An 18,045-nucleotide genomic window follows, 5' to 3' on the forward strand; every position below is an offset into this window, starting at 1 on the left:
ATCAAGACTTTTTCTGAAAAAACACTGGAGGCAATCGGTTTCGGCCTGTATAATGCCGCGGCAATATTTTATCTGTTTTAATCGCCCCCAGGTGGAGATATTGCAATGTTAAGAATCGCGAAAGAAGCCCTCACATTTGACGACGTTCTGCTCGTTCCCGCTCACTCCACTGTCTTACCCAACACCGCTGATCTCAGCACGCAACTGACAAAAAACATTCGTCTGAACATCCCAATGCTCTCCGCTGCAATGGACACCGTAACTGAAGCGGGTCTGGCTATTGCGCTGGCGCAGGAAGGGGGTTTGGGCTTTATCCACAAAAACATGTCAATTGAGCGCCAGGCGGATGAAGTTCGTAAGGTGAAAAAACACGAAAGTGGCGTCGTTACCGATCCACAAACCGTGCTACCAACCACCGCGCTGGCGGCGGTAAAAGAGCTGACCGAACGTAACGGTTTTGCTGGCTATCCTGTGGTGAACACCGAGAACGAGCTGGTGGGGATCATCACCGGTCGTGACGTGCGTTTTGTCACTGACCTGACGCTGCCCGTTTCTGCGGTGATGACACCGAAAGAGCGTCTGGTTACCGTTAAGGAAGGCGAAGCGCGTGAAGTGGTGCTGCACAAAATGCACGAAAAGCGTGTTGAGAAAGCGCTGGTTGTGGATGACAGCTTCCACCTGCTGGGCATGATTACCGTTAAAGATTTCCAGAAAGCCGAACGTAAACCTAACGCCTGTAAAGATGCGGAAGGCCGCCTGCGCGTCGGCGCAGCGGTTGGTGCGGGTGCAGGCAACGAAGAGCGCGTTGATGCGCTGGTTGCTGCCGGTGTTGACGTGCTGCTGATTGACTCATCACACGGCCACTCAGAAGGCGTGCTGCAGCGTATCCGTGAAACCCGTGCAAAATACCCGAACCTGGAAATCATCGGCGGCAACGTGGCGACCGGCGCAGGTGCATTGGCGCTGGCTGAAGCGGGTGTGAGCGCGGTGAAAGTCGGTATCGGTCCTGGTTCAATCTGTACCACGCGTATCGTTACCGGTGTCGGCGTGCCACAAATCACTGCGGTTTCTGACGCGGTTACTGCGCTGGAAGGCACCGGGATTCCGGTTATCGCTGATGGCGGTATCCGCTTCTCTGGCGACATCGCTAAAGCGATCGCCGCAGGTGCAGCAGCAGTGATGGTCGGTTCTATGCTGGCCGGCACCGAAGAGTCTCCGGGTGAAATCGAGCTGTATCAGGGCCGTTCGTTCAAGTCTTATCGCGGAATGGGTTCACTGGGCGCGATGTCCAAAGGCTCTTCAGACCGTTACTTCCAGAGCGATAACGCCGCTGACAAACTGGTACCGGAAGGTATTGAAGGTCGCGTTGCTTATAAAGGTCGCCTGAAAGAGATCGTGCACCAGCAGATGGGTGGCCTGCGCTCTTGCATGGGCTTGACCGGTTGCGGCACCATCGACGATCTGCGCACCAAAGCGGAGTTCGTGCGCATCAGCGGCGCGGGCATCAACGAAAGCCACGTGCATGACGTGACCATCACCAAAGAGTCACCAAACTACCGCATGGGTTCATAATCCCGTAAAATTTAGCGCCCGGCACCAGCCGGGCGCTTTTATTATTAAGTCCATCCCAATGGAAACGCCTCAATGACGACTGAAAATATTCATAAACATCGTATTTTGATCCTCGATTTTGGTTCTCAGTATACGCAGCTGGTGGCGCGCCGCGTGCGTGAGCTGGGCGTCTACTGCGAACTCTGGGCGTGGGATGTCACCGAAGAGCAAATTCGCCAGTTCAACCCGAACGGCATCATCCTCTCTGGCGGTCCGGAAAGCACCACCGAGCAGAACAGCCCACGTGCGCCGGAATACGTGTTCAACGCCGGTGTGCCGGTACTGGGCGTCTGCTATGGCATGCAGACCATGGCGATGCAGCTGGGTGGCAAGGTTGAAGGCTCCAACGAGCGTGAGTTTGGTTATGCGCAGGTAGAAGTGCTGACCCAGAGCGCGCTGGTGCGTGACATCGAAGATGCGATTAGCGCAGCAGGAAAACCGCTGCTGGACGTATGGATGAGCCACGGCGACAAAGTCACCGCCATCCCAGCCGGTTTTGAAACCGTTGCCAGCACTGAAACCTGTCCATTCGCCATCATGGCTAACGAAGAGAAGAAATTCTACGGCGTGCAGTTCCACCCGGAAGTGACGCACACGCGTCAGGGGCTGCGTATGCTGGAGCGTTTTATTCGTGACATCTGCGGCTGTGAAGCGCTGTGGACGCCAGCCAAAATCATCGAAGACGCGGTTGAGCGTATTCGTCAGCAGGTTGGCAACGATAAAGTTATCCTCGGCCTGTCTGGCGGCGTCGACTCTTCTGTGACCGCGATGCTGCTGCACCGCGCCATCGGCGATCGCCTGACCTGCGTGTTCGTCGATAACGGTCTGCTGCGTCTGAATGAAGCTGAGCAGGTACTGGACATGTTCGGCGACCACTTCGGCCTGAACATCGTACACGTTGCGGCTGAAGCGCGTTTCCTTGATGCGTTGGCGGGCGAGAACGATCCAGAAGCCAAGCGTAAAATCATCGGCCGCGTGTTCGTAGAAGTATTCGACGAGCAAGCACTGCGTCTGGAAGACGTGAAGTGGCTGGCGCAGGGCACCATCTATCCTGACGTGATCGAATCTGCCGCTTCTGCGACCGGCAAAGCGCACGTGATCAAATCGCACCACAACGTGGGCGGTTTGCCGAAAGAGATGAAGATGGGCCTGGTTGAGCCGCTGAAAGAGCTGTTCAAAGATGAAGTGCGCAAAATTGGTCTGGAACTCGGCCTGCCGTACGACATGCTGTATCGCCACCCATTCCCGGGTCCAGGTTTGGGCGTACGCGTGCTGGGCGAAGTGAAGAAAGAGTATTGCGATCTGCTGCGCCGTGCCGATGCCATCTTCATTGAAGAGCTGCATAAAGCCGACCTGTACAACAAAGTCAGCCAGGCATTCACCGTATTCCTGCCGGTGCGTTCTGTCGGCGTGATGGGCGACGGTCGTAAATACGATTGGGTGGTTTCACTGCGTGCAGTAGAAACCATCGACTTCATGACCGCACATTGGGCGCACCTGCCGTACGATTTCCTCGGCCGCGTCTCCAACCGCATCATCAACGAAGTGAACGGCATTTCCCGCGTGGTTTATGATATTTCGGGTAAACCACCTGCGACGATTGAGTGGGAATGATTTAAAGTTTGGCAATAGCCTGCACGTTTAAGCATTTAAGCATCTCTAAGCCCGCACAACTGCGGGCTTTTTTGCTTTTGCACTTGTATCTTTCTGGCAGCGGTTAGCAACGGGAAACACGGTTTTTTCAATGGGATTTTTGATAGCACTCTCAGGTTTCGAGTTTAGATTTGAAAATTACCATTTGATAAATTCCCGTTGAGCTATAATATTATTTTTTAATGACTAAATTAAAAAAATATATTTAAGTCGGGGTATCCCAGCCATATCTCAACCACTGCTGTTCAGCGCGCAGATATTCAGTAAGGGACGGTATAATGCCATGAAGCGCAGTGCGCCGGAGAATAAGGATATACGCCATCTTATAATTGAGCCATAAAATGCAGCCGAATATATGGATGGATTTTTATGCTCAATGGCTAGCTTCTTAATAAGTAGCTATTATTATTGATATGATTTTACGCAAATTTTGCTCCGCAATTTCTGATACAACAAAGGAAGTATGAATGTCAGATAAACATGTTCCTAAATCGCCTGCTGAATATCTTATTGATCAAATTGAAAAATATCGTCCAGTAGCAAAGTTATTGGGAGCATTCGACAAGAATGCTAAAGAGCAGTTTCAGCAGGTAGAAAGACAGTTAGGAATTATAAAAAATATGATGAGCAACAGGGATCTTTTCGCGCAAATTTATAGTCCGCTTGGATGGGTAAATTATGATTTTTTATCGACAGACATTGTCGCAAAAGTTCTCGATATGAACGTTGTGGATGGGGAAATCGAACTGACAAACTATCACCTAAATCCAGATAACATGCGTTTTTTGGGTTACCGGTTTTGTAAGCGTCATTTTAATCCATGGGAAGCAATGTATGAACGAGCTGTAGATCGAGCAGGAGCAGAAGATTATTTGTCGGCTATCCCCCTTATTTTAAGCATTATTGATGGAGTATGCACCACATCAACAGGTAAACATCCGTTTTCTGGTGGTGCGGATAAACCTGTTTTTGATAGCCAGACATCAGGCCCCGGAGGTCTATCTGAAGGGCTTGCAATTCTTGGTTCGACTCGACGAAAGCTCGATACGGAACTTATCTGTATGCCATTTCGTCATGGTATTGTACATGGATTAAACCCTAACTACGGCAGTCCCATAGTTGCAGGGAAGGCATTTAATCTTTTATGGGCGGCAATTGATTATTTTGATCGGTGTCGTGATGAAGTACAAAGATTAGAAAAAGCTACCGAGGAACAAAAACCAATTGATATGCGTGAGCTTGGGAAAAGAATACAACGAAATTCTGAAATTAAAAATGCATTAAATAGGTGGAAAGCCCGGCCTGTCGTTTCAAATATTATCATGGCTGCTTCTAATAATACTACAAACCTACCATTAGATAGTCCAGAGGCTTTTGCCGGTGAATATCTTTCTTGGCTAATGACGAAGAATTATGGTGAATTAGCCAAGGGTACAGTCGATTATCCCAACCGTCCTATTGGGTTTCGTGCTGGTCGATTACGCAATGAATTGAAAGGTATTTCGTTAATACATTGGTCCATTACTGGTGTTGAAGATACTTCATCTGCAATTAGTCAAGTGACTGTGAAGTTGGAAGGTACAATAGACGATAAAATGTATAATACCGAGTGTGAAATGAGGCTTATGTTCGCTGACGAAAGCTATGAAACTGTTCCTCGTGGGATATCCGGTGGTGTTTGGTGTGTGATGCCGAATTTTCTTTCTGAACTGTGGTTATTATCTCTAAGAATGAAGGAGTACAAAACTTAACCAAGAGGTTATGAGTTTAGTATATCCTTCTTGAAGTGATTTTTTGTGTGCTTTAAGTAGGGTTTTTATAACGGAAAAAAGATGGGTTTGTCTGCAGAAAAAATTTTCTTATAAATACAATCCATTAACCTATCACACCATCATTGAGTGGAAAATATATGTTTTATTACTGCGTAAAAACGAAGCCCGCTTAATTGCGGGCTTTTTTACCTGCTGATTAGATTTGTGGAATAAGCCGCACACCTGCTGCACGAGTAATCTCAGTGAGAGTCGTTAATGTAGGATTGCCGTTTTCAGATAGCGTTTTATACAGTTGCTGACGTGACAGACCTGATTTTTTAGATATTTCACTGATCCCACCGCGCGCTTCAACAACACGGCGTAAGGCGATGAGGAAGGCTGCAATACCCCCTTCTTCATAAATATCTTCGAGAGCGGTCTGCAGATAAATTTGTGCATATTCAGGATTTTCGCGCAGCTCTGCTACCATCGCATCATCGTGGTTTATTGCTTTTTTCTTTTTAGCAGACTGAATGATGATAGTCATATTCTTACCTCTTTTGATAATCCCGCCAAAATTTTACAGCTTTCATTAAGTCGTTTGCTTGAGTGAATTTATCTCCACCAACGAGGAGTATAATTATTCTTTCACCATCAAGGGCGTAATAGACACGATAACCGGGGCCATAATCAATTCTAAGCTCCCAAACACCATCCAATTCAAACTTATGATCGCCAAAATTGCCGCTTTCTGCGCGGTCAATGCGGATATCAATTTTTGCTGCAGCACGAGGATCTTTTTTACGTAACCTTTTGATCCACTCAGTGTAGGGGACTTTACCGGTAGCGTCCTGATAACGTTGAGTCGTGTACAGCATAGCGTCCTCGCAAGCACTGAATCCTTAGTAGATTGTCTTTTATAAATGACAGTAAGGCAATCAAATTTTGTACAATCAGTTTACTTCTGTTAGGCATGCCGCTTTTTCGCTTCATCGCATAGTTCGTGAATACAAACTCCCCGTTTCGATGCAAGATAGCGCGTGATTTTTACTCATCAGGATGCCGTCGATGTTGCCTTTCAAAGCCGTACTGATCTCTTTTCTATGTATCATCTTGCTCTCATTAGGCGCCAGTCTGGCGCAGGCAACGCGCAGTGGTGAGTTAACCTCGGAACGCGATGGTTGGGCGTCCGCTCGGCGCGATTCTGCCGGTATCGCACCGGATCCGCATCGTTACGCCTCAGAAGCAATTGTGCAGGTTTACGCCGCGCCGACTTATGGCTGGAAGGGCGCAGTGGCGGTGCATCCGTGGATTATCTTCAAGCGCGCCGGGGAGACCCACTACAATCGCTATGAAGTCATCAGCTGGGGCAGCGGTGATAAAGTGCGTCGTAACAGTAATCTGCCGGATGGCTATTGGTACGGCGCTAGACCTCGTTTATTGGTTGATCATCGCGGCAGCGCGGCACAGGCGATGATTCCGCAGATCGAAGCGGCGATTAAATCGTATCCCTGGCCAACCACCTATCACGCCTGGCCGGGGCCCAACAGCAATACCTTCATGGCGCATATTGGCCGTGAAGTGCCCGCGCTGAAACTGGATCTGCCAGCCAATGCGCTCGGCAAAGATTATCGCTCACTGCTGAATCCGGTGGGGTTACCGCCTTCAGGACGCGGCGTACAGCTCTCTGTACTCGGTGTGCTTGGCGTAACGGTGGGAGCGGAAGAGGGATTAGAGGTGAATGTGCTGGGTCTTAATATGGGACTGGATTTCACCCCATTCAGGCTGCGTCTGCCATTTATCGGTGGCATCGGGCAGAATAATGTTCAGCGCGACAATCCGTAAAAATGGCCCCGAAATGGGGCCATTTTTTTAGCAGACGCCGAAATCGCCGTCTTCGTGATACAGATTCACGGTATCGGCTCGGACTTCAATTTCTCGTTTGATGTGATCGTCAACGCGAGCACACCACAACATATCGCCTTCCACGCGCAGCACCTGCATCTTCGGGCCACCGGTCTTCGACTGTACAAAATCATCCACCTTAAACATGCTTTTTCTCCATCAGGTCAGTGATATTTACAGAGTTTATATGTTCGTCACGGAGTGTGCGCTGGAATTTGTGCGCTGGTTTCCAGCACGCGATTAAAGCGTGCCGCGTTGAGACCGTTCTGGTTATTTTCTAAACCTACCGCCGCTGAAATAGTACCGAAATATACAGGGGTTGTCAGTTGACAACTCATTGCGGTAAGCATAAGGTAGCCAGCGATGTCAGACAGGAAGCGGCATCCGCATAAAGCGGTAGAAGAAGCTTTGCGATATGCAGAAGCTAAAGGGTGGCGAGTTGCTGTTGGCGGCCATCATGCGTGGGGAAAGATGTATTGTCCGGACAACTCAGCCGAGTGTCGATGTGGAGATTACTGCATTACCTGCATCTGGAGTACGCCGAAAAATCCCGAAATGCATGCCAGGCTTTTGCGGCGTGTGGTGGATAACTGCAGTAGAAGCCCTAAGCGGGTTAAGTGACGAGGAACAGAACATGGAATTTGAGTTTACGCTGCGATTTCAACTCAATGATGAGATTTGCGCCAATGAAGCACTAGAGCGACTTGGTGGAAATGGCTGCACTGATGCGCTTATTGGCGCGGGCGTGGCGGGAAAATTAAGCATGACATTCAGTCGCGAAGCCATTACTGCACAGGAAGCGGTGCGCAGCGCGTTAGACGATGTTTTTCAGGCCTTGCCCGATGCTGAACTGATTGAAGCCGCGCCGGACTTAGTTGGGCTGACGGATATCGCGGAGTTAATAGGGGTTTCGCGGCAGAATATGCGCAAGCTGATGCTCAGCCACAGCCCGCAGTTTCCGCGTCCGATACATGATGGAAAAACAGCGTTATGGCATTTGATCGATGTGCTGGAGTGGTTAAATCAGCGTGGTTCAACACGGGTCAATCCAGCATTGAGTGAACTGGCGCGCGCAACGTTGCAACTCAATTTACAGCAGATGCTGCAACGTTACGCACACTGTTTAAAGCCTTAGTGGTGTAGTAAAAATATCGTCGCCAGACCGAGGAAGATAAAGAATCCACCGGTATCGGTGATTGCGGTAATCAGTACGCTGGAACCCACGGCGGGATCGCGTTTCATTTTGGTCATGATTAACGGAATCAGCACGCCCATCAGCGCCGCGAGCAGCAGATTCAGCACCATCGCTAGCATCATCACGCCGCCCAGCTGCAGGTTGTCGTACATCAGCCAGGTTACGCCGCCCATAATGCCGCCCCAGAATAGGCCGTTAATTATCGCCACGCCGAGTTCACGCATAATCAGAAACGAGAAGTTACCCGGTTCAACCTGATGCAGCGCTAATGCACGCACGATCATGGTGATGGTTTGGTTACCGGTATTGCCGCCGATGCCTGCAACGATTGGCATCAGCGCTGCCAGTGCAACCAGCTGTGAAATCGTCGCTTCAAACAGACCTATCACGCGCGACGCAACGAAAGCGGTACACAGATTTACTGCCAGCCACGCCCAGCGTTTGCCAACCGCTTTGCGCACCGGGGCAAACACGTCTTCACCCTGGCTGATACCGCCCATTTTACGGATGTTGCTTTCGTTCTCTTCATTCACCAAATCGACCACGTCTTCAATGGTGATACGGCCAATCAGCTTGCCTTGTGCATCGGTTACCGCGGCGGAGATCAGGTTATAACGTTCGAACGCGCTGGCGGCGTCCTCCGCTTTATCGTTGAGTTGAAAGGTGGTGGGATGCGAATTCATCACCTCGGCCACTAACATCTTCGGTTTGTTCAGCAGAATATCGGTGAGGGTCAACTCACCCAGCAGTTGATTTTGCTCATCAGTGATAAAGATCTTATCGGTGCCGTCTGGCATTTTTTTGCCTTTACGCAGATAGCGTTGCACCGTGGCTAAGGTAACGTCCGAGCGCACCGTCAGGATGTTGAAATCCATGATCTGTCCGACGCGATCGCGATCCAGTTCGATCACGCTCATCAATCGCGCGCGCAGACCGGGTTCCAGCGTAGTGAGCAGACGTCCGGTTAAATCGCGCGGCAAGTAGCGCGCCAGATATACCTGATCGTCGATATCCAGCGGCTCAATAGCATGCAGAATATCGCGATCAGACATTTCTTCCGTCAGGCTAGCCCAAACGGTTTCCGAAGCCTCAACCAACACGTGACCGCGCTGCGCGGTGGGCACTAAACGCCACAGCGCCTGACGCTCTTCTTCTGGCAAGGCTTCGAGGATGTCGGCTAAATCCGCCGCATGTAACTGCTGGAGTTCGCTCTCTAATTCATGGCGCCAGTCGGTAATATCGCGCAGCTCGGCAGCATTAAGATCGACAGATTTATCCAGCAGGACATCAACGAGATCATGCTCGTTAAGCAGCAGATTTAGAATGTGATGGCGAGTTTCAGCTAATTTTTGTGAATGCGAAGCAGACATAACGCGTTCCTTGTGTCTGTAAAGTCAGCTCACAGTGTAGCGCGTTGCGGGTAACAGAGCGTAAAAAGCAGCATTGTCTCAAAGGATAATGTGTCGCAGCGACAAGGACCCGCAGATGCGTTAGCGCGAATCGCTGGTGCTCAGCGTGACCGGTTCAGAGATGACTTGCTTTTGCTGATGATGCTCAATAGCACCGGGAATGATGAAAATCAGACGGCCAACCAAAATAAAGAAACTGATCAGCAAAATAATGCGGCTCATGGTGCTGGTTTTGGGACGTCTTCGTGCAGAAATGGCGCTGTTCACGCGGGGTGGTTCCTATAGTTACCCGATTGGGCGGAGGCAATATTTAGTCACACTTAGATCGCTAAAGCAATCGCTGTGTGAAAAACGAGCAAAAAAGGTTCAAGGTATTGATCGACATCAGACAATAACGGCCGCACAGGGCGGCCGTTACATCAGTAGCTGGCTTTCTGCGCCAGCAGCGTGGCAAAACGGTATTTGATGCGATTACCGTTTTCGTCACGGCGGTGCAGTTCACCGATATCTTCGTTGTACTTCACAATATGCCAGTTGCGGTAATAGTGGCTTAACTCACCGGATTTAAAAGCAAAAGGGAAGTTCTGCGTATTAGGATAATCAGCGGTATTCATCGCCGCCACAATCAGGTTGTAGCCATATTTGCGCGTGCTGGCCTGCATATCAGCAATCAGCTGCGGGATGGTGGCAGGCTGCAGGAACATCATCACCACCGTTGAGAACACAAACTGGTAGGCGCCGTTAAAGCGTACGCTATTGAGATCACACAACTCGGTGTGAAGATTTTGCAAATTCTCTTCTGCGATAATGCTGTTCAGGCGTTCGAGACTGGCCGGATTGCTGTCCCATGCTGTGACCTCAAAGCCATGCTGATTGAGAAACAGGCTATTGCGGCCCTGACCACATCCCAAATCCAGCGCTTTCCCCACTTCAAGGTGGGGAAGGGCCGCCAGGACTTCAGAATGGGTCGGTGTCAGACCGTACTTTTCAGCGAAATAGTTATCAGGGCGTGTTGTCATAACCATACAACGGGCCAGCAGCCCGCTTTACTCCTCTTCTTCCAGCATCAGTTTCCAACCGGTGACATCATTCCAGTAAGCTTGCTCGCGCTCCAGATCCAACTGCACCAGCGTGTTTTGGCTCAGGAAGCCCGCCGGGAAGGTCAACGTCCAGTGACCATCGTCGGTGCTTAACTTGAGCGAATCCGGTTTGGTGGTTGCCTGGCGCTGATTATTCAGCAGCGTACCGAGACGCAGCAGGAACACCATCGGCAGAAACTGTTTCTTTTTGAACAAGGTGAAACGTGGCATCTCATCCTGCTTCACCGCTTTACGGTGATAACGTACCAGCGTGGCCAGCAGCATCTGTTGATCCTGATTAAAGCCCGGCATATTGGAGTTCTGCAGGATATACGCCGAGTGACGTTGCATGCCGCTGTGATTGATAGTCAATCCCACTTCGTGCAGCAGCGCCGCCCATTTCAGCAGCGCCGAGAGTTGCGGATTAGCCTGCTTCGGATTCTGCTCCTGCCACTGTAAATAGAGCTGCTCGGTGGTTTCCAGCACGCGCCGCGCCTGATCGCTATCAATGGCGTAATGATTGGCCAGGCTCTGCGCAGTGCGGCTGCGAATGTCCTGATGGCGGAAACGGCCTTCCATCTCATACAGCACGCCTTCGCGCAGTGCGCCGTCAGAGAGACGCAGCTCACGAATCGCGAGCGCATCAAACACGCCACACAAAATCGCTAATCCCGGTACAAACACCGCTTTACGCTCTTCCGACAAGCCCGGCAGGCTCAGCGCATTGAAGGATTTATGCTTCAGCACTTCGTTGGTCAGTAACTCCAGCGTTTCTGGCGTGATCAGCTTCTCTTTTTCGCCCATCGCCAGCAGCACTTCACAGGCCGCTTTGATGGAGCCCGATGCACCCAGCGCATATTGCCAACCGTGCAGACGATATTGCCACGCCATGGTTTCCAGCTTCTGGGCAGCTGAGAGGCGCGCACGGCGGAAGTTTTCCGACGAGATTTCCCCTTTCGGGAAAAAGAGATTGGCGAAGCTGACGCAACCCATGCGACGGCTCTCCACCAGCTGCGGCTCAAAGTCTTCACCAATCACCAGTTCGGTTGATCCGCCGCCGATATCAATCACCAGCTTGCGACCTTTCTCCGGCTGCGTATGCTCCACGCCCATGAAGATTAAACGCGCTTCTTCGTTACCGGAAATCACTTCGATGGGATAGGGAATCACTTCGGCCGCGCGCTGCAAGAACTCTTCCGCGTTGCTGGCGATACGTAGCGTGTGGGTGCCGACGATGGTGACGTTCGCGGGACTAAAGCCCTGCAAACGTTCCGCGAACAACGCCAGACAACTCAGACCGCGCTCAATCGCCTCTTCGCTCAGGCGATTGTGTGCATCCAGGCCATCAGCCAGATGCACGCGCTGTTTCAGGCGTCCCAGCACTTGCAAAGCGCCATCCACCACGCGGGCAATGACCATATGGAAGCTGTTCGAGCCGAGGTCGATTGCCGCGAACTCTTGAGGTTTCGGCGTACTTTTATGTGAGATTGGCATAGGCGTTATTCGGGTTGTTCCAGTTTCTTGATGTAGTCGTAAATGGCCAGCTGCGAACGCACCTTTTTACGGTTGCCGCGCGGCACATAACGGTTACTCAGCTCTTTATCGACGATGCGGGCTTTCACCGTATCACTAAACAGAATGGCAATGATGTCCAGTATGCGCTGCTTCACGCGCGGATCAAGAATCGCCACGGCAACTTCAATGCGGTGATCAATGTTACGCGTCATCCAGTCCGCGGAAGAGAGGAACACCTTTTTCTCGCCGCCGTTCTCAAAAATATAGACGCGGTCGTGCTCAAGATAGCGGTCAACGATGCTGGTAATGCGAATATTTTCACTGATGCCCGGTAAATCCGGAATCAGTGAGCACATGCCGCGCACCAGCAGATTGATTTTCACCCCAGCCGACGAGGCCGCGTACAGCCGATCAACCAAACCGTTATCCACCAGGTTGTTGATCTTCAAGGTAATACCGGCAATATTACCTTGCTGCGCGTTGGCGATTTCCGCATCGATGTACTTGTACAGCATGTCACGCGAGTTCTGCGGCGACACCAGCAGATGCTCGAAGGTGACCGGACGATACGGATTCTCAATAAAGTTGAACACGCGACGCACTTCATTGGTGATGCGCGCATCGGCGGTCAGCAATGAATAGTCAGTATAAATGCGCGCGGTTTTTTCATTGAAGTTACCGGTGCCGATGTGCGCATAACGCACCACTTCTTCACCTTCGCGGCGCGAAATCAGGAACAGCTTGGCGTGAATTTTCAGACCCGGCGCGGAGAAGATCACGTGCACGCCGGCTTCGGTCAGGCGTTTCGCCCAGCGTATGTTGGCTTCTTCATCGAAGCGCGCCTGCAGTTCAACCACCACCGTGACTTTCTTGCCGTTATAGGCGGCGTGAATCATCGCATCCATGATGCGCGAGTTTTTCGCCACGCGGTAAATGTTGATCTTAATTGCCAGCACGTTCGGGTCAAATGAAGCCTGGCGCAGCAGCTCCAGCACGTGCTCAAAGGTGTGATACGGATAATAGAGCAGCACATCGCGATTGCGTATGGCATCGAAGCCGTTGCGGAAGCCATCAAAGCCAATGTGGCGAATCTGCGGCAGCGGGCGGTTTTCCAGATTACTTTTACCGACGTTCGGGAAGCCGATGAAATCTTTGAAGTTATGATAACGGCCGCCGGGCACAATCGAATCGTAGTTCGAAATCGACAGCTTATGGCGCAGCATTTCCACCATCGCATCTGGCATATCGCGCTGATAAACGAAGCGCACTGGCTCGGCATTAAGACGCTGCTTCAGGCTTGATGACATCAGCTCCAGCAGGCTTGATTCCATCTCCGTCACCAGATCGTACTCGGCATCGCGCGTCATCTTCATTGAATAGGCATTCAGCGTATCGTAATCGAAGAAGCCTTTGAAAATTTCATCCAGGCAATAACGCAGAATGTTATCCAACAGAATCATTGGCTTGCGGCGACGGGGTGATTCAGCTGGCAGGTTAATGAAGCGCGGCACTTTATCCGAAGGAATCTCCAGCAGCGCGTAACGCACATCGTCGCCGCGGATGATTTCAACCGCCAGATAGGTGTAATCGTCTTTCAGGAATTCGATCAGGTCGGTGTCATGGTTGATCAGAATCGGCGTAACGTGCTGGCGCAATTGATGTTTGAAGTAGTAGCGCAGCCACTCTTGCTGATTCGGTGACAGCTGGCGTTCGTTGATCAGGAAGATTTGATTACGCGCCATTTCAAGCAGCAGATCGTTATAGAGTGCATCAAACTCTTGATCTGATTTCTGCACCCGCAGCTGAATTTTCTTTAACAGATGCCGCAAAGAGGTCGGTTTGCCTTGCTCTTCGCTGATCAGAATTCGCCGCTTGAGATCGGCAAAGCGCACTTTATAGAACTCTTCGAGGTTATTGGAATAGATTCCCAGAAAGCGCATGCGCTCAATCAGCGGATTACTTTTATCCGAGGCTTCCTGTAACACACGTTCATTGAAGCTTAACCAGCTTAATTCTTTTTCTATATACAGCTTATCCTGACCCATTCTGACTCCGAGATGCTGATGCTGGACGGAATGTCCGGCGGAAAAAACGCAAAAATGCGGTACCGCTCAGTGTCCGTCACCATTATGGCGAGAGTATGGCAGGCTTGTCCAACGTCAAAGGTTGTCTTATCAATCAGCTACGGGCAACATAGCGACTTGTTTCCACCGGTAACCTGGCCTGCATGAGCATAAATCGCATTCCCGTCCACTTTAGCGACCGTCGTCGACGCGCCACTGATAATTTAGTGCGCCGCATAGTCACGGCCTGTGGCGTGGGAATTTTACTGTTGATGTTACTGCTGTTCTTCTGGTTGATCTGGGTGGTATTACCGCTGTTTAGCGCGCCAGGCATGCATGCCACCACTAATCTGCAGCTGTGGGATAAAGCGCCGATGCTAGCGATGGGCAGCGACGGTCATCTGGGCTGGCGCATCAACCGCAACGAAGCGCGCTTTATCCCGCTGGATGGTCAACCTGCGGGCCCTGCGCTGGCGCTCAACGGCAAACCTGATGCGGCGGTCACCAGCAGCGATAACCGCAGCGTGCTGCTCAATATGCAGGGCGAGCTGCTGTTAATGCAACCGGTTATCCGCAACGGCAGCGGCGAATGGCGTTTCCCGCTCGGCGATCGTCCAATGCGTTTACCGCAAGGTACGGTGAGTAACATGACGCTGACGTCGCTCAGCGACAATCAGTGGCTTATCGCCGCGCAAACCGCAGCCGGTATTAGCCTGCTGACGCTGGAAAATCAGCAAAAAGTTAATCAGATCGTGTTGCCGCAGCAGCAGGCCGAACATCTGCTGCTGTCGCCGGATGGGACGCTGCTCTACGCCAGTAGTGGGCGTTTGCTGCGTGTCTGGCAAATCACACCGCAAGGCGCGCAATTACGCGAAACCCAAACCCTCAACCTGCCGCCGCAAAGCCTGCATATGCTGGCCGGTGGACGTACTTTGCTGATTCAGGATGCGCAGGGCATACATCAATGGTTTGCCATTGCGGGTGATAAAGGACCGCGCCTGCAACAGATTCATACCTTTAACGGCAGCCAGAAACTGGCCGGCATTACGCCCGAATTGCAGCGTCGCGTCTTTGCCACCTTTGATGAGCAGGGCAAGGTTCAACTGTTTGCCAGCAAGCAGCAGGGCGCGATTTTGACGCGGCAGCTGGCGCCAGGCATTCAGGCGCTGGCGTTCGCGCCGCGTGGGGATGGCCTGATTATTGAACGTGCCGGGCAATGGCAACAGTTCGCGCTGGATAATCCGTGGCCGGACTTCACCTGGCGCAACCTGTGGCAGAAGATTTGGTATGAAAACTATCCGCAGCCCGATTGGGTGTGGCAATCCACCGCGGCGGGTGACAGCTATCAGGCCAAGTTCAGCCTGATGCCGCTGGTGCTGGGCACGCTAAAAGCGGCCAGTCTGGCGCTGCTGTTCGCCACCCCACTAGCGTTGGCTGCCGCCATGTACACCGCGTGGTTTATGTCGCCGGGTTTACGCCGTTGGGTTAAACCTGGCATCGAGATGATGGGCGCGCTACCGAGCGTAGTGATTGGTTTAATCGCGGGCGTCTGGCTGGCACCGCATATCAGCAGCGCGCTGGTTGGCGTGTTGCTATTGCCGCTGGTGCTCGCCGCCACCCTATTATTGTGTGGCGTGCTGAGTCCGCGTTTGCCGGCCAACTGGCGACGTCCGGGGTTTGAAGTGATTCTGCTGCTGCCGGTGCTTTTAGTCACGACGTTACTCACGCTCTGGCTGCCGACGCTGTTTTGGCCGGACGTGGGCGAGCGGTTAGCGCATTACGAACAGCGTAATCTGCTGGTGGCCGCACTGGCGATGGGCTTTGCGCTGGTGCCGCTGATTTTCACCTTATCGGAAGATGCGTTATTCAGCGTGCCGGGCGCGCTCGGGCAGGGCTCACTGGCATTGGGCGCTACGCCATGGCAAACCCTGACGCGTGTGGTGCTGCCGGGCGCTTCGGCGGGCATTTTTGCCGCCTTGATGATTGGCTTTGGCCGCGCCGTCGGCGAGACGATGATTGTGCTGATGGCGACGGGCAACACGCCCGTCAGCGAAGGCGGTTTATTTGCTGGCCTGCGTGCGCTCTCCGCTAACATCGCGATTGAGATGCCCGAAGCCGCCGCCGGCAGCGCGCACTATCGCATTCTGTTCCTCAGCGCGTTACTGCTGCTGATGTTTACCTTGGTGATCAACACCATTGCCGAGTTGATTCGTCAGCGGTTACGCCAACGCTACAGCCAGCATGAGGTCCAGGGATGAAGGCGATGCAACAAAACGATCGCTGGCGCTGGCTTACTGCGGGGGCGGTTGCGGTGTGCCTGCTGGCGTTTACCTTGTTGATTGGCTTGCTGGGCTGGCAGGGCGTTCGCGCTTTCTGGCCGCAGCCGGTTGATCAATACCAGTTCCTGCCGCCGGAAGGTCATGCGGTGATGGTGCTGGGTGAAACGCTGCAAAAGCAGCAGCAGGGCGCGCAATGGCGCTATGTAGTGAAAACCGGCAACCGTGATTTTGCTGCACCAGATTTCCGCGTGCTGTACAGCCAGGGCGAGGCGAAAACCCGGCGTCCTGCCGATGTGTTAGTGCTGCAGCGCCGCAACGGCGGCAATGCCTATGGCTGGCTGGTGGAGTTGCGCCAGGATAATGAAGTGATGACGGCGCACAGCCGCGATGCCTTGCTGCATCAGCGTTTGCAGCAGGTGCATGAGCAGCTGCGCCAGGCGAGTAAAATTCGCCGTATTGAGATGGCACGCCTCAACGCGCAGCTGGAAAGCCTGCAGCAACAGGCCGATGAACAGCAGCGTAACGGCACCTTCAGCCTCGAAGTGCAGTCAGAGTTTGATGCTAATCGCAGCGCCTTACAGCGCCGCTTTAACGCGCTGGCGCAGCAGTTAACCCATCTACAACACGAAAGTCAGCGCGACACGCTGGTGCTACGTGATGTGCAGGGACAGGATCACGTTATCCCGCTGGCGCAGGTGGTGGATGCCTGGTACCCCAATGCCATGACATTAACCACCCAAACGCTGCACTTCTTCAGTCAGATTTGGCAATTCATCAGTGATTCACCGACCTCGGGTGGTGGTGAAAGTGGGGCATTTCCGGCGATTTTTGGCACTGTGCTGATGGTGTTGTTGATGTCGATTATCGTCATGCCGCTCGGCGTTGTTGCTGCGGTGTGGCTGCATGAGTACGCCGGACGCCATGCGCTGACGCGGCTGGTGCGCATCGCGGTGGTCAATCTGGCAGGCGTGCCGTCGATTGTTTACGGCGTGTTTGGGCTCGGTTTCTTTGTCTGGCTGATTGGCGGCACGCTCGATCAGTTATTCTTCTCCAGCGCGTTACCCAATCCAACCTTTGGCACGCCGGGCTTGCTGTGGGCCGCGCTAACGCTGGCGCTGCTGACGCTGCCGGTGGTAATCGTCGCCACCGAAGAGGGATTGTCACGTATTCCTGATAATCTGCGTCAGGGATCCTTGGCGCTGGGCGCAACCCAGGCAGAAACGCTGTGGCGCGTGGTATTGCCGCTGGCGGTCCCGGCGATGCTGACCGGTCTGATTCTGGCCGTGGCGCGCGCGGCGGGAGAAACCGCGCCGCTGATGCTGGTGGGCGTGGTGAAAATGGTGCCCGAACTGCCGGTTGATGCGGTGTTCCCTTATCTGCACCTCGATCGCAAATTCATGCACCTCGGTTTTCAGATCTACGATTTGGCATTCCAAAGTCCCAACATCGATGCTGACCGACCGCTGGTTTACGCCACCGCCTTGCTGCTGGTGGTGATCATCCTGTCGCTCAATCTGCTGGCCATGGCGCTGCGTCATCGGTTGCGTGAGCGTTACCGGCTCATGACGCACTAAAAAGGTTTTCT

16 protein-coding genes are annotated in these 18,045 nt (G+C 52.5%); 8 read left to right on the top strand and 8 right to left on the bottom strand.

The genetic code is table 11. From position 1 onward, the window contains the following. The first annotated feature begins 105 nt into the window (after positions 1-105). The 3 genes from guaB (at position 106) to WFL93_RS09895 (ending at position 5,015) form a co-directional block, all read left to right on the top strand. Entirely contained in the window at positions 106-1,572 is a 1,467-nt protein-coding gene (gene guaB, locus WFL93_RS09885; protein ID WP_007884873.1) for an IMP dehydrogenase, read from the top strand. 72 nt (positions 1,573-1,644) lie between these two features. Continuing rightward, entirely contained in the window at positions 1,645-3,225 is a 1,581-nt protein-coding gene (gene guaA, locus WFL93_RS09890; RefSeq protein WP_007884870.1) for a glutamine-hydrolyzing GMP synthase, read from the top strand. Positions 3,226-3,731: 506 nt separating this feature from the next. Beyond that, positions 3,732-5,015, top strand: coding sequence for a hypothetical protein (locus WFL93_RS09895; protein ID WP_336778033.1), 1,284 nt, complete (start codon positions 3,732-3,734; stop codon positions 5,013-5,015). A gap of 217 nt (positions 5,016-5,232) precedes the next feature. Here WFL93_RS09895 and WFL93_RS09900 read toward each other — a convergent pair whose 3' ends face one another. Both WFL93_RS09900 and WFL93_RS09905 read right to left on the bottom strand, forming a co-directional pair. Then, entirely contained in the window at positions 5,233-5,562 is a 330-nt protein-coding gene (locus WFL93_RS09900; RefSeq protein ID WP_049852981.1) for an addiction module antidote protein, read from the bottom strand. Between the two features lie 4 nt (positions 5,563-5,566). Continuing rightward, complete coding sequence (locus tag WFL93_RS09905) at positions 5,567-5,893, bottom strand: type II toxin-antitoxin system RelE/ParE family toxin (protein ID WP_049852980.1); 327 nt, start codon at positions 5,891-5,893, stop codon at positions 5,567-5,569. Between the two features lie 190 nt (positions 5,894-6,083). Between WFL93_RS09905 and WFL93_RS09910 the strand changes: the two genes are divergently transcribed. Further along, complete coding sequence (locus tag WFL93_RS09910) at positions 6,084-6,860, top strand: DUF3750 domain-containing protein (protein WP_049852979.1); 777 nt, start codon at positions 6,084-6,086, stop codon at positions 6,858-6,860. Positions 6,861-6,887: 27 nt separating this feature from the next. On the opposite strand, the gene WFL93_RS09915 is transcribed toward WFL93_RS09910, so the two are convergent. After that, positions 6,888-7,067 (bottom strand): hypothetical protein, encoded by a 180-nt coding sequence (locus tag WFL93_RS09915; RefSeq protein ID WP_007884864.1) that lies wholly within the window; start codon positions 7,065-7,067, stop codon positions 6,888-6,890. 216 nt (positions 7,068-7,283) lie between these two features. Here WFL93_RS09915 and WFL93_RS09920 point away from each other — a divergent pair, with 216 nt between their 5' ends. Together WFL93_RS09920 and WFL93_RS09925 are read left to right on the top strand one after the other, a co-directional pair. Then, entirely contained in the window at positions 7,284-7,541 is a 258-nt protein-coding gene (locus tag WFL93_RS09920) for a hypothetical protein (protein ID WP_072093460.1), read from the top strand. Between the two features lie 13 nt (positions 7,542-7,554). Next, positions 7,555-8,055, top strand: a complete 501-nt coding sequence (locus tag WFL93_RS09925) for a helix-turn-helix transcriptional regulator (protein WP_336778034.1) — start codon at positions 7,555-7,557, stop codon at positions 8,053-8,055. Here the strand turns inward: WFL93_RS09925 and mgtE are convergent. The 5 genes from mgtE to ppk1 all read right to left on the bottom strand — a co-directional run bounded on the left by mgtE (position 8,052) and on the right by ppk1 (position 14,163). Further along, on the bottom strand, positions 8,052-9,485 hold the full coding sequence (gene mgtE, locus WFL93_RS09930; RefSeq protein ID WP_049852977.1) for a magnesium transporter: 1,434 nt from the start codon (positions 9,483-9,485) through the stop codon (positions 8,052-8,054). The genes WFL93_RS09925 and mgtE overlap by 4 nt on opposite strands. A 120-nt stretch (positions 9,486-9,605) precedes the next feature. Next, positions 9,606-9,791, bottom strand: a complete 186-nt coding sequence (locus WFL93_RS09935) for a YfgG family protein (RefSeq protein WP_007884862.1) — start codon at positions 9,789-9,791, stop codon at positions 9,606-9,608. A 152-nt stretch (positions 9,792-9,943) separates the two neighbouring features. Further along, positions 9,944-10,543, bottom strand: a complete 600-nt coding sequence (gene tehB / locus WFL93_RS09940) for a tellurite resistance methyltransferase TehB (RefSeq protein WP_336778035.1) — start codon at positions 10,541-10,543, stop codon at positions 9,944-9,946. Positions 10,544-10,570: 27 nt separating this feature from the next. Then, positions 10,571-12,097, bottom strand: a complete 1,527-nt coding sequence (gene ppx, locus WFL93_RS09945) for an exopolyphosphatase (RefSeq protein WP_336778036.1) — start codon at positions 12,095-12,097, stop codon at positions 10,571-10,573. Between the two features lie 5 nt (positions 12,098-12,102). Continuing rightward, positions 12,103-14,163 (bottom strand): polyphosphate kinase 1, encoded by a 2,061-nt coding sequence (gene ppk1, locus WFL93_RS09950; RefSeq protein WP_049852975.1) that lies wholly within the window; start codon positions 14,161-14,163, stop codon positions 12,103-12,105. A gap of 182 nt (positions 14,164-14,345) precedes the next feature. On the opposite strand from ppk1, the gene WFL93_RS09955 reads away from it, so the two are divergent. Together WFL93_RS09955 and pstA are read left to right on the top strand one after the other, a co-directional pair. Further along, positions 14,346-16,439 (top strand): ABC transporter permease subunit, encoded by a 2,094-nt coding sequence (locus WFL93_RS09955; RefSeq protein WP_336778037.1) that lies wholly within the window; start codon positions 14,346-14,348, stop codon positions 16,437-16,439. Further along, on the top strand, positions 16,436-18,034 hold the full coding sequence (gene pstA, locus WFL93_RS09960; protein ID WP_336778038.1) for a phosphate ABC transporter permease PstA: 1,599 nt from the start codon (positions 16,436-16,438) through the stop codon (positions 18,032-18,034). Before WFL93_RS09955 ends, pstA begins: the two co-directional genes overlap by 4 nt. Positions 18,035-18,045: the final 11 nt, after the last annotated feature.

Origin of the sequence: Pantoea sp. USHLN256 (assembly GCF_037149875.1) — a bacterium.
Lineage (GTDB): Bacteria > Pseudomonadota > Gammaproteobacteria > Enterobacterales > Enterobacteriaceae > Pantoea > Pantoea nemavictus.

What these genes read in the sequence shown, in the direction of transcription:
- guaB (WP_007884873.1), top strand. Translation starts at nt 106, where the DNA reads ATGTTAAGAATCGCGAAAGAAGCCCTCACATTTGACGACGTTCTGCTC.
- guaA (WP_007884870.1), top strand. Translation starts at nt 1,645, where the DNA reads ATGACGACTGAAAATATTCATAAACATCGTATTTTGATCCTCGATTTT.
- WFL93_RS09895 (WP_336778033.1), top strand. Translation starts at nt 3,732, where the DNA reads ATGTCAGATAAACATGTTCCTAAATCGCCTGCTGAATATCTTATTGAT.
- WFL93_RS09900 (WP_049852981.1), bottom strand. Translation starts at nt 5,562, where the DNA reads ATGACTATCATCATTCAGTCTGCTAAAAAGAAAAAAGCAATAAACCAC.
- WFL93_RS09905 (WP_049852980.1), bottom strand. Translation starts at nt 5,893, where the DNA reads ATGCTGTACACGACTCAACGTTATCAGGACGCTACCGGTAAAGTCCCC.
- WFL93_RS09910 (WP_049852979.1), top strand. Translation starts at nt 6,084, where the DNA reads ATGTTGCCTTTCAAAGCCGTACTGATCTCTTTTCTATGTATCATCTTG.
- WFL93_RS09915 (WP_007884864.1), bottom strand. Translation starts at nt 7,067, where the DNA reads ATGTTTAAGGTGGATGATTTTGTACAGTCGAAGACCGGTGGCCCGAAG.
- WFL93_RS09920 (WP_072093460.1), top strand. Translation starts at nt 7,284, where the DNA reads ATGTCAGACAGGAAGCGGCATCCGCATAAAGCGGTAGAAGAAGCTTTG.
- WFL93_RS09925 (WP_336778034.1), top strand. Translation starts at nt 7,555, where the DNA reads ATGGAATTTGAGTTTACGCTGCGATTTCAACTCAATGATGAGATTTGC.
- mgtE (WP_049852977.1), bottom strand. Translation starts at nt 9,485, where the DNA reads ATGTCTGCTTCGCATTCACAAAAATTAGCTGAAACTCGCCATCACATT.
- tehB (WP_336778035.1), bottom strand. Translation starts at nt 10,543, where the DNA reads ATGACAACACGCCCTGATAACTATTTCGCTGAAAAGTACGGTCTGACA.
- ppx (WP_336778036.1), bottom strand. Translation starts at nt 12,097, where the DNA reads ATGCCAATCTCACATAAAAGTACGCCGAAACCTCAAGAGTTCGCGGCA.
- ppk1 (WP_049852975.1), bottom strand. Translation starts at nt 14,163, where the DNA reads ATGGGTCAGGATAAGCTGTATATAGAAAAAGAATTAAGCTGGTTAAGC.
- WFL93_RS09955 (WP_336778037.1), top strand. Translation starts at nt 14,346, where the DNA reads ATGAGCATAAATCGCATTCCCGTCCACTTTAGCGACCGTCGTCGACGC.
- pstA (WP_336778038.1), top strand. Translation starts at nt 16,436, where the DNA reads ATGAAGGCGATGCAACAAAACGATCGCTGGCGCTGGCTTACTGCGGGG.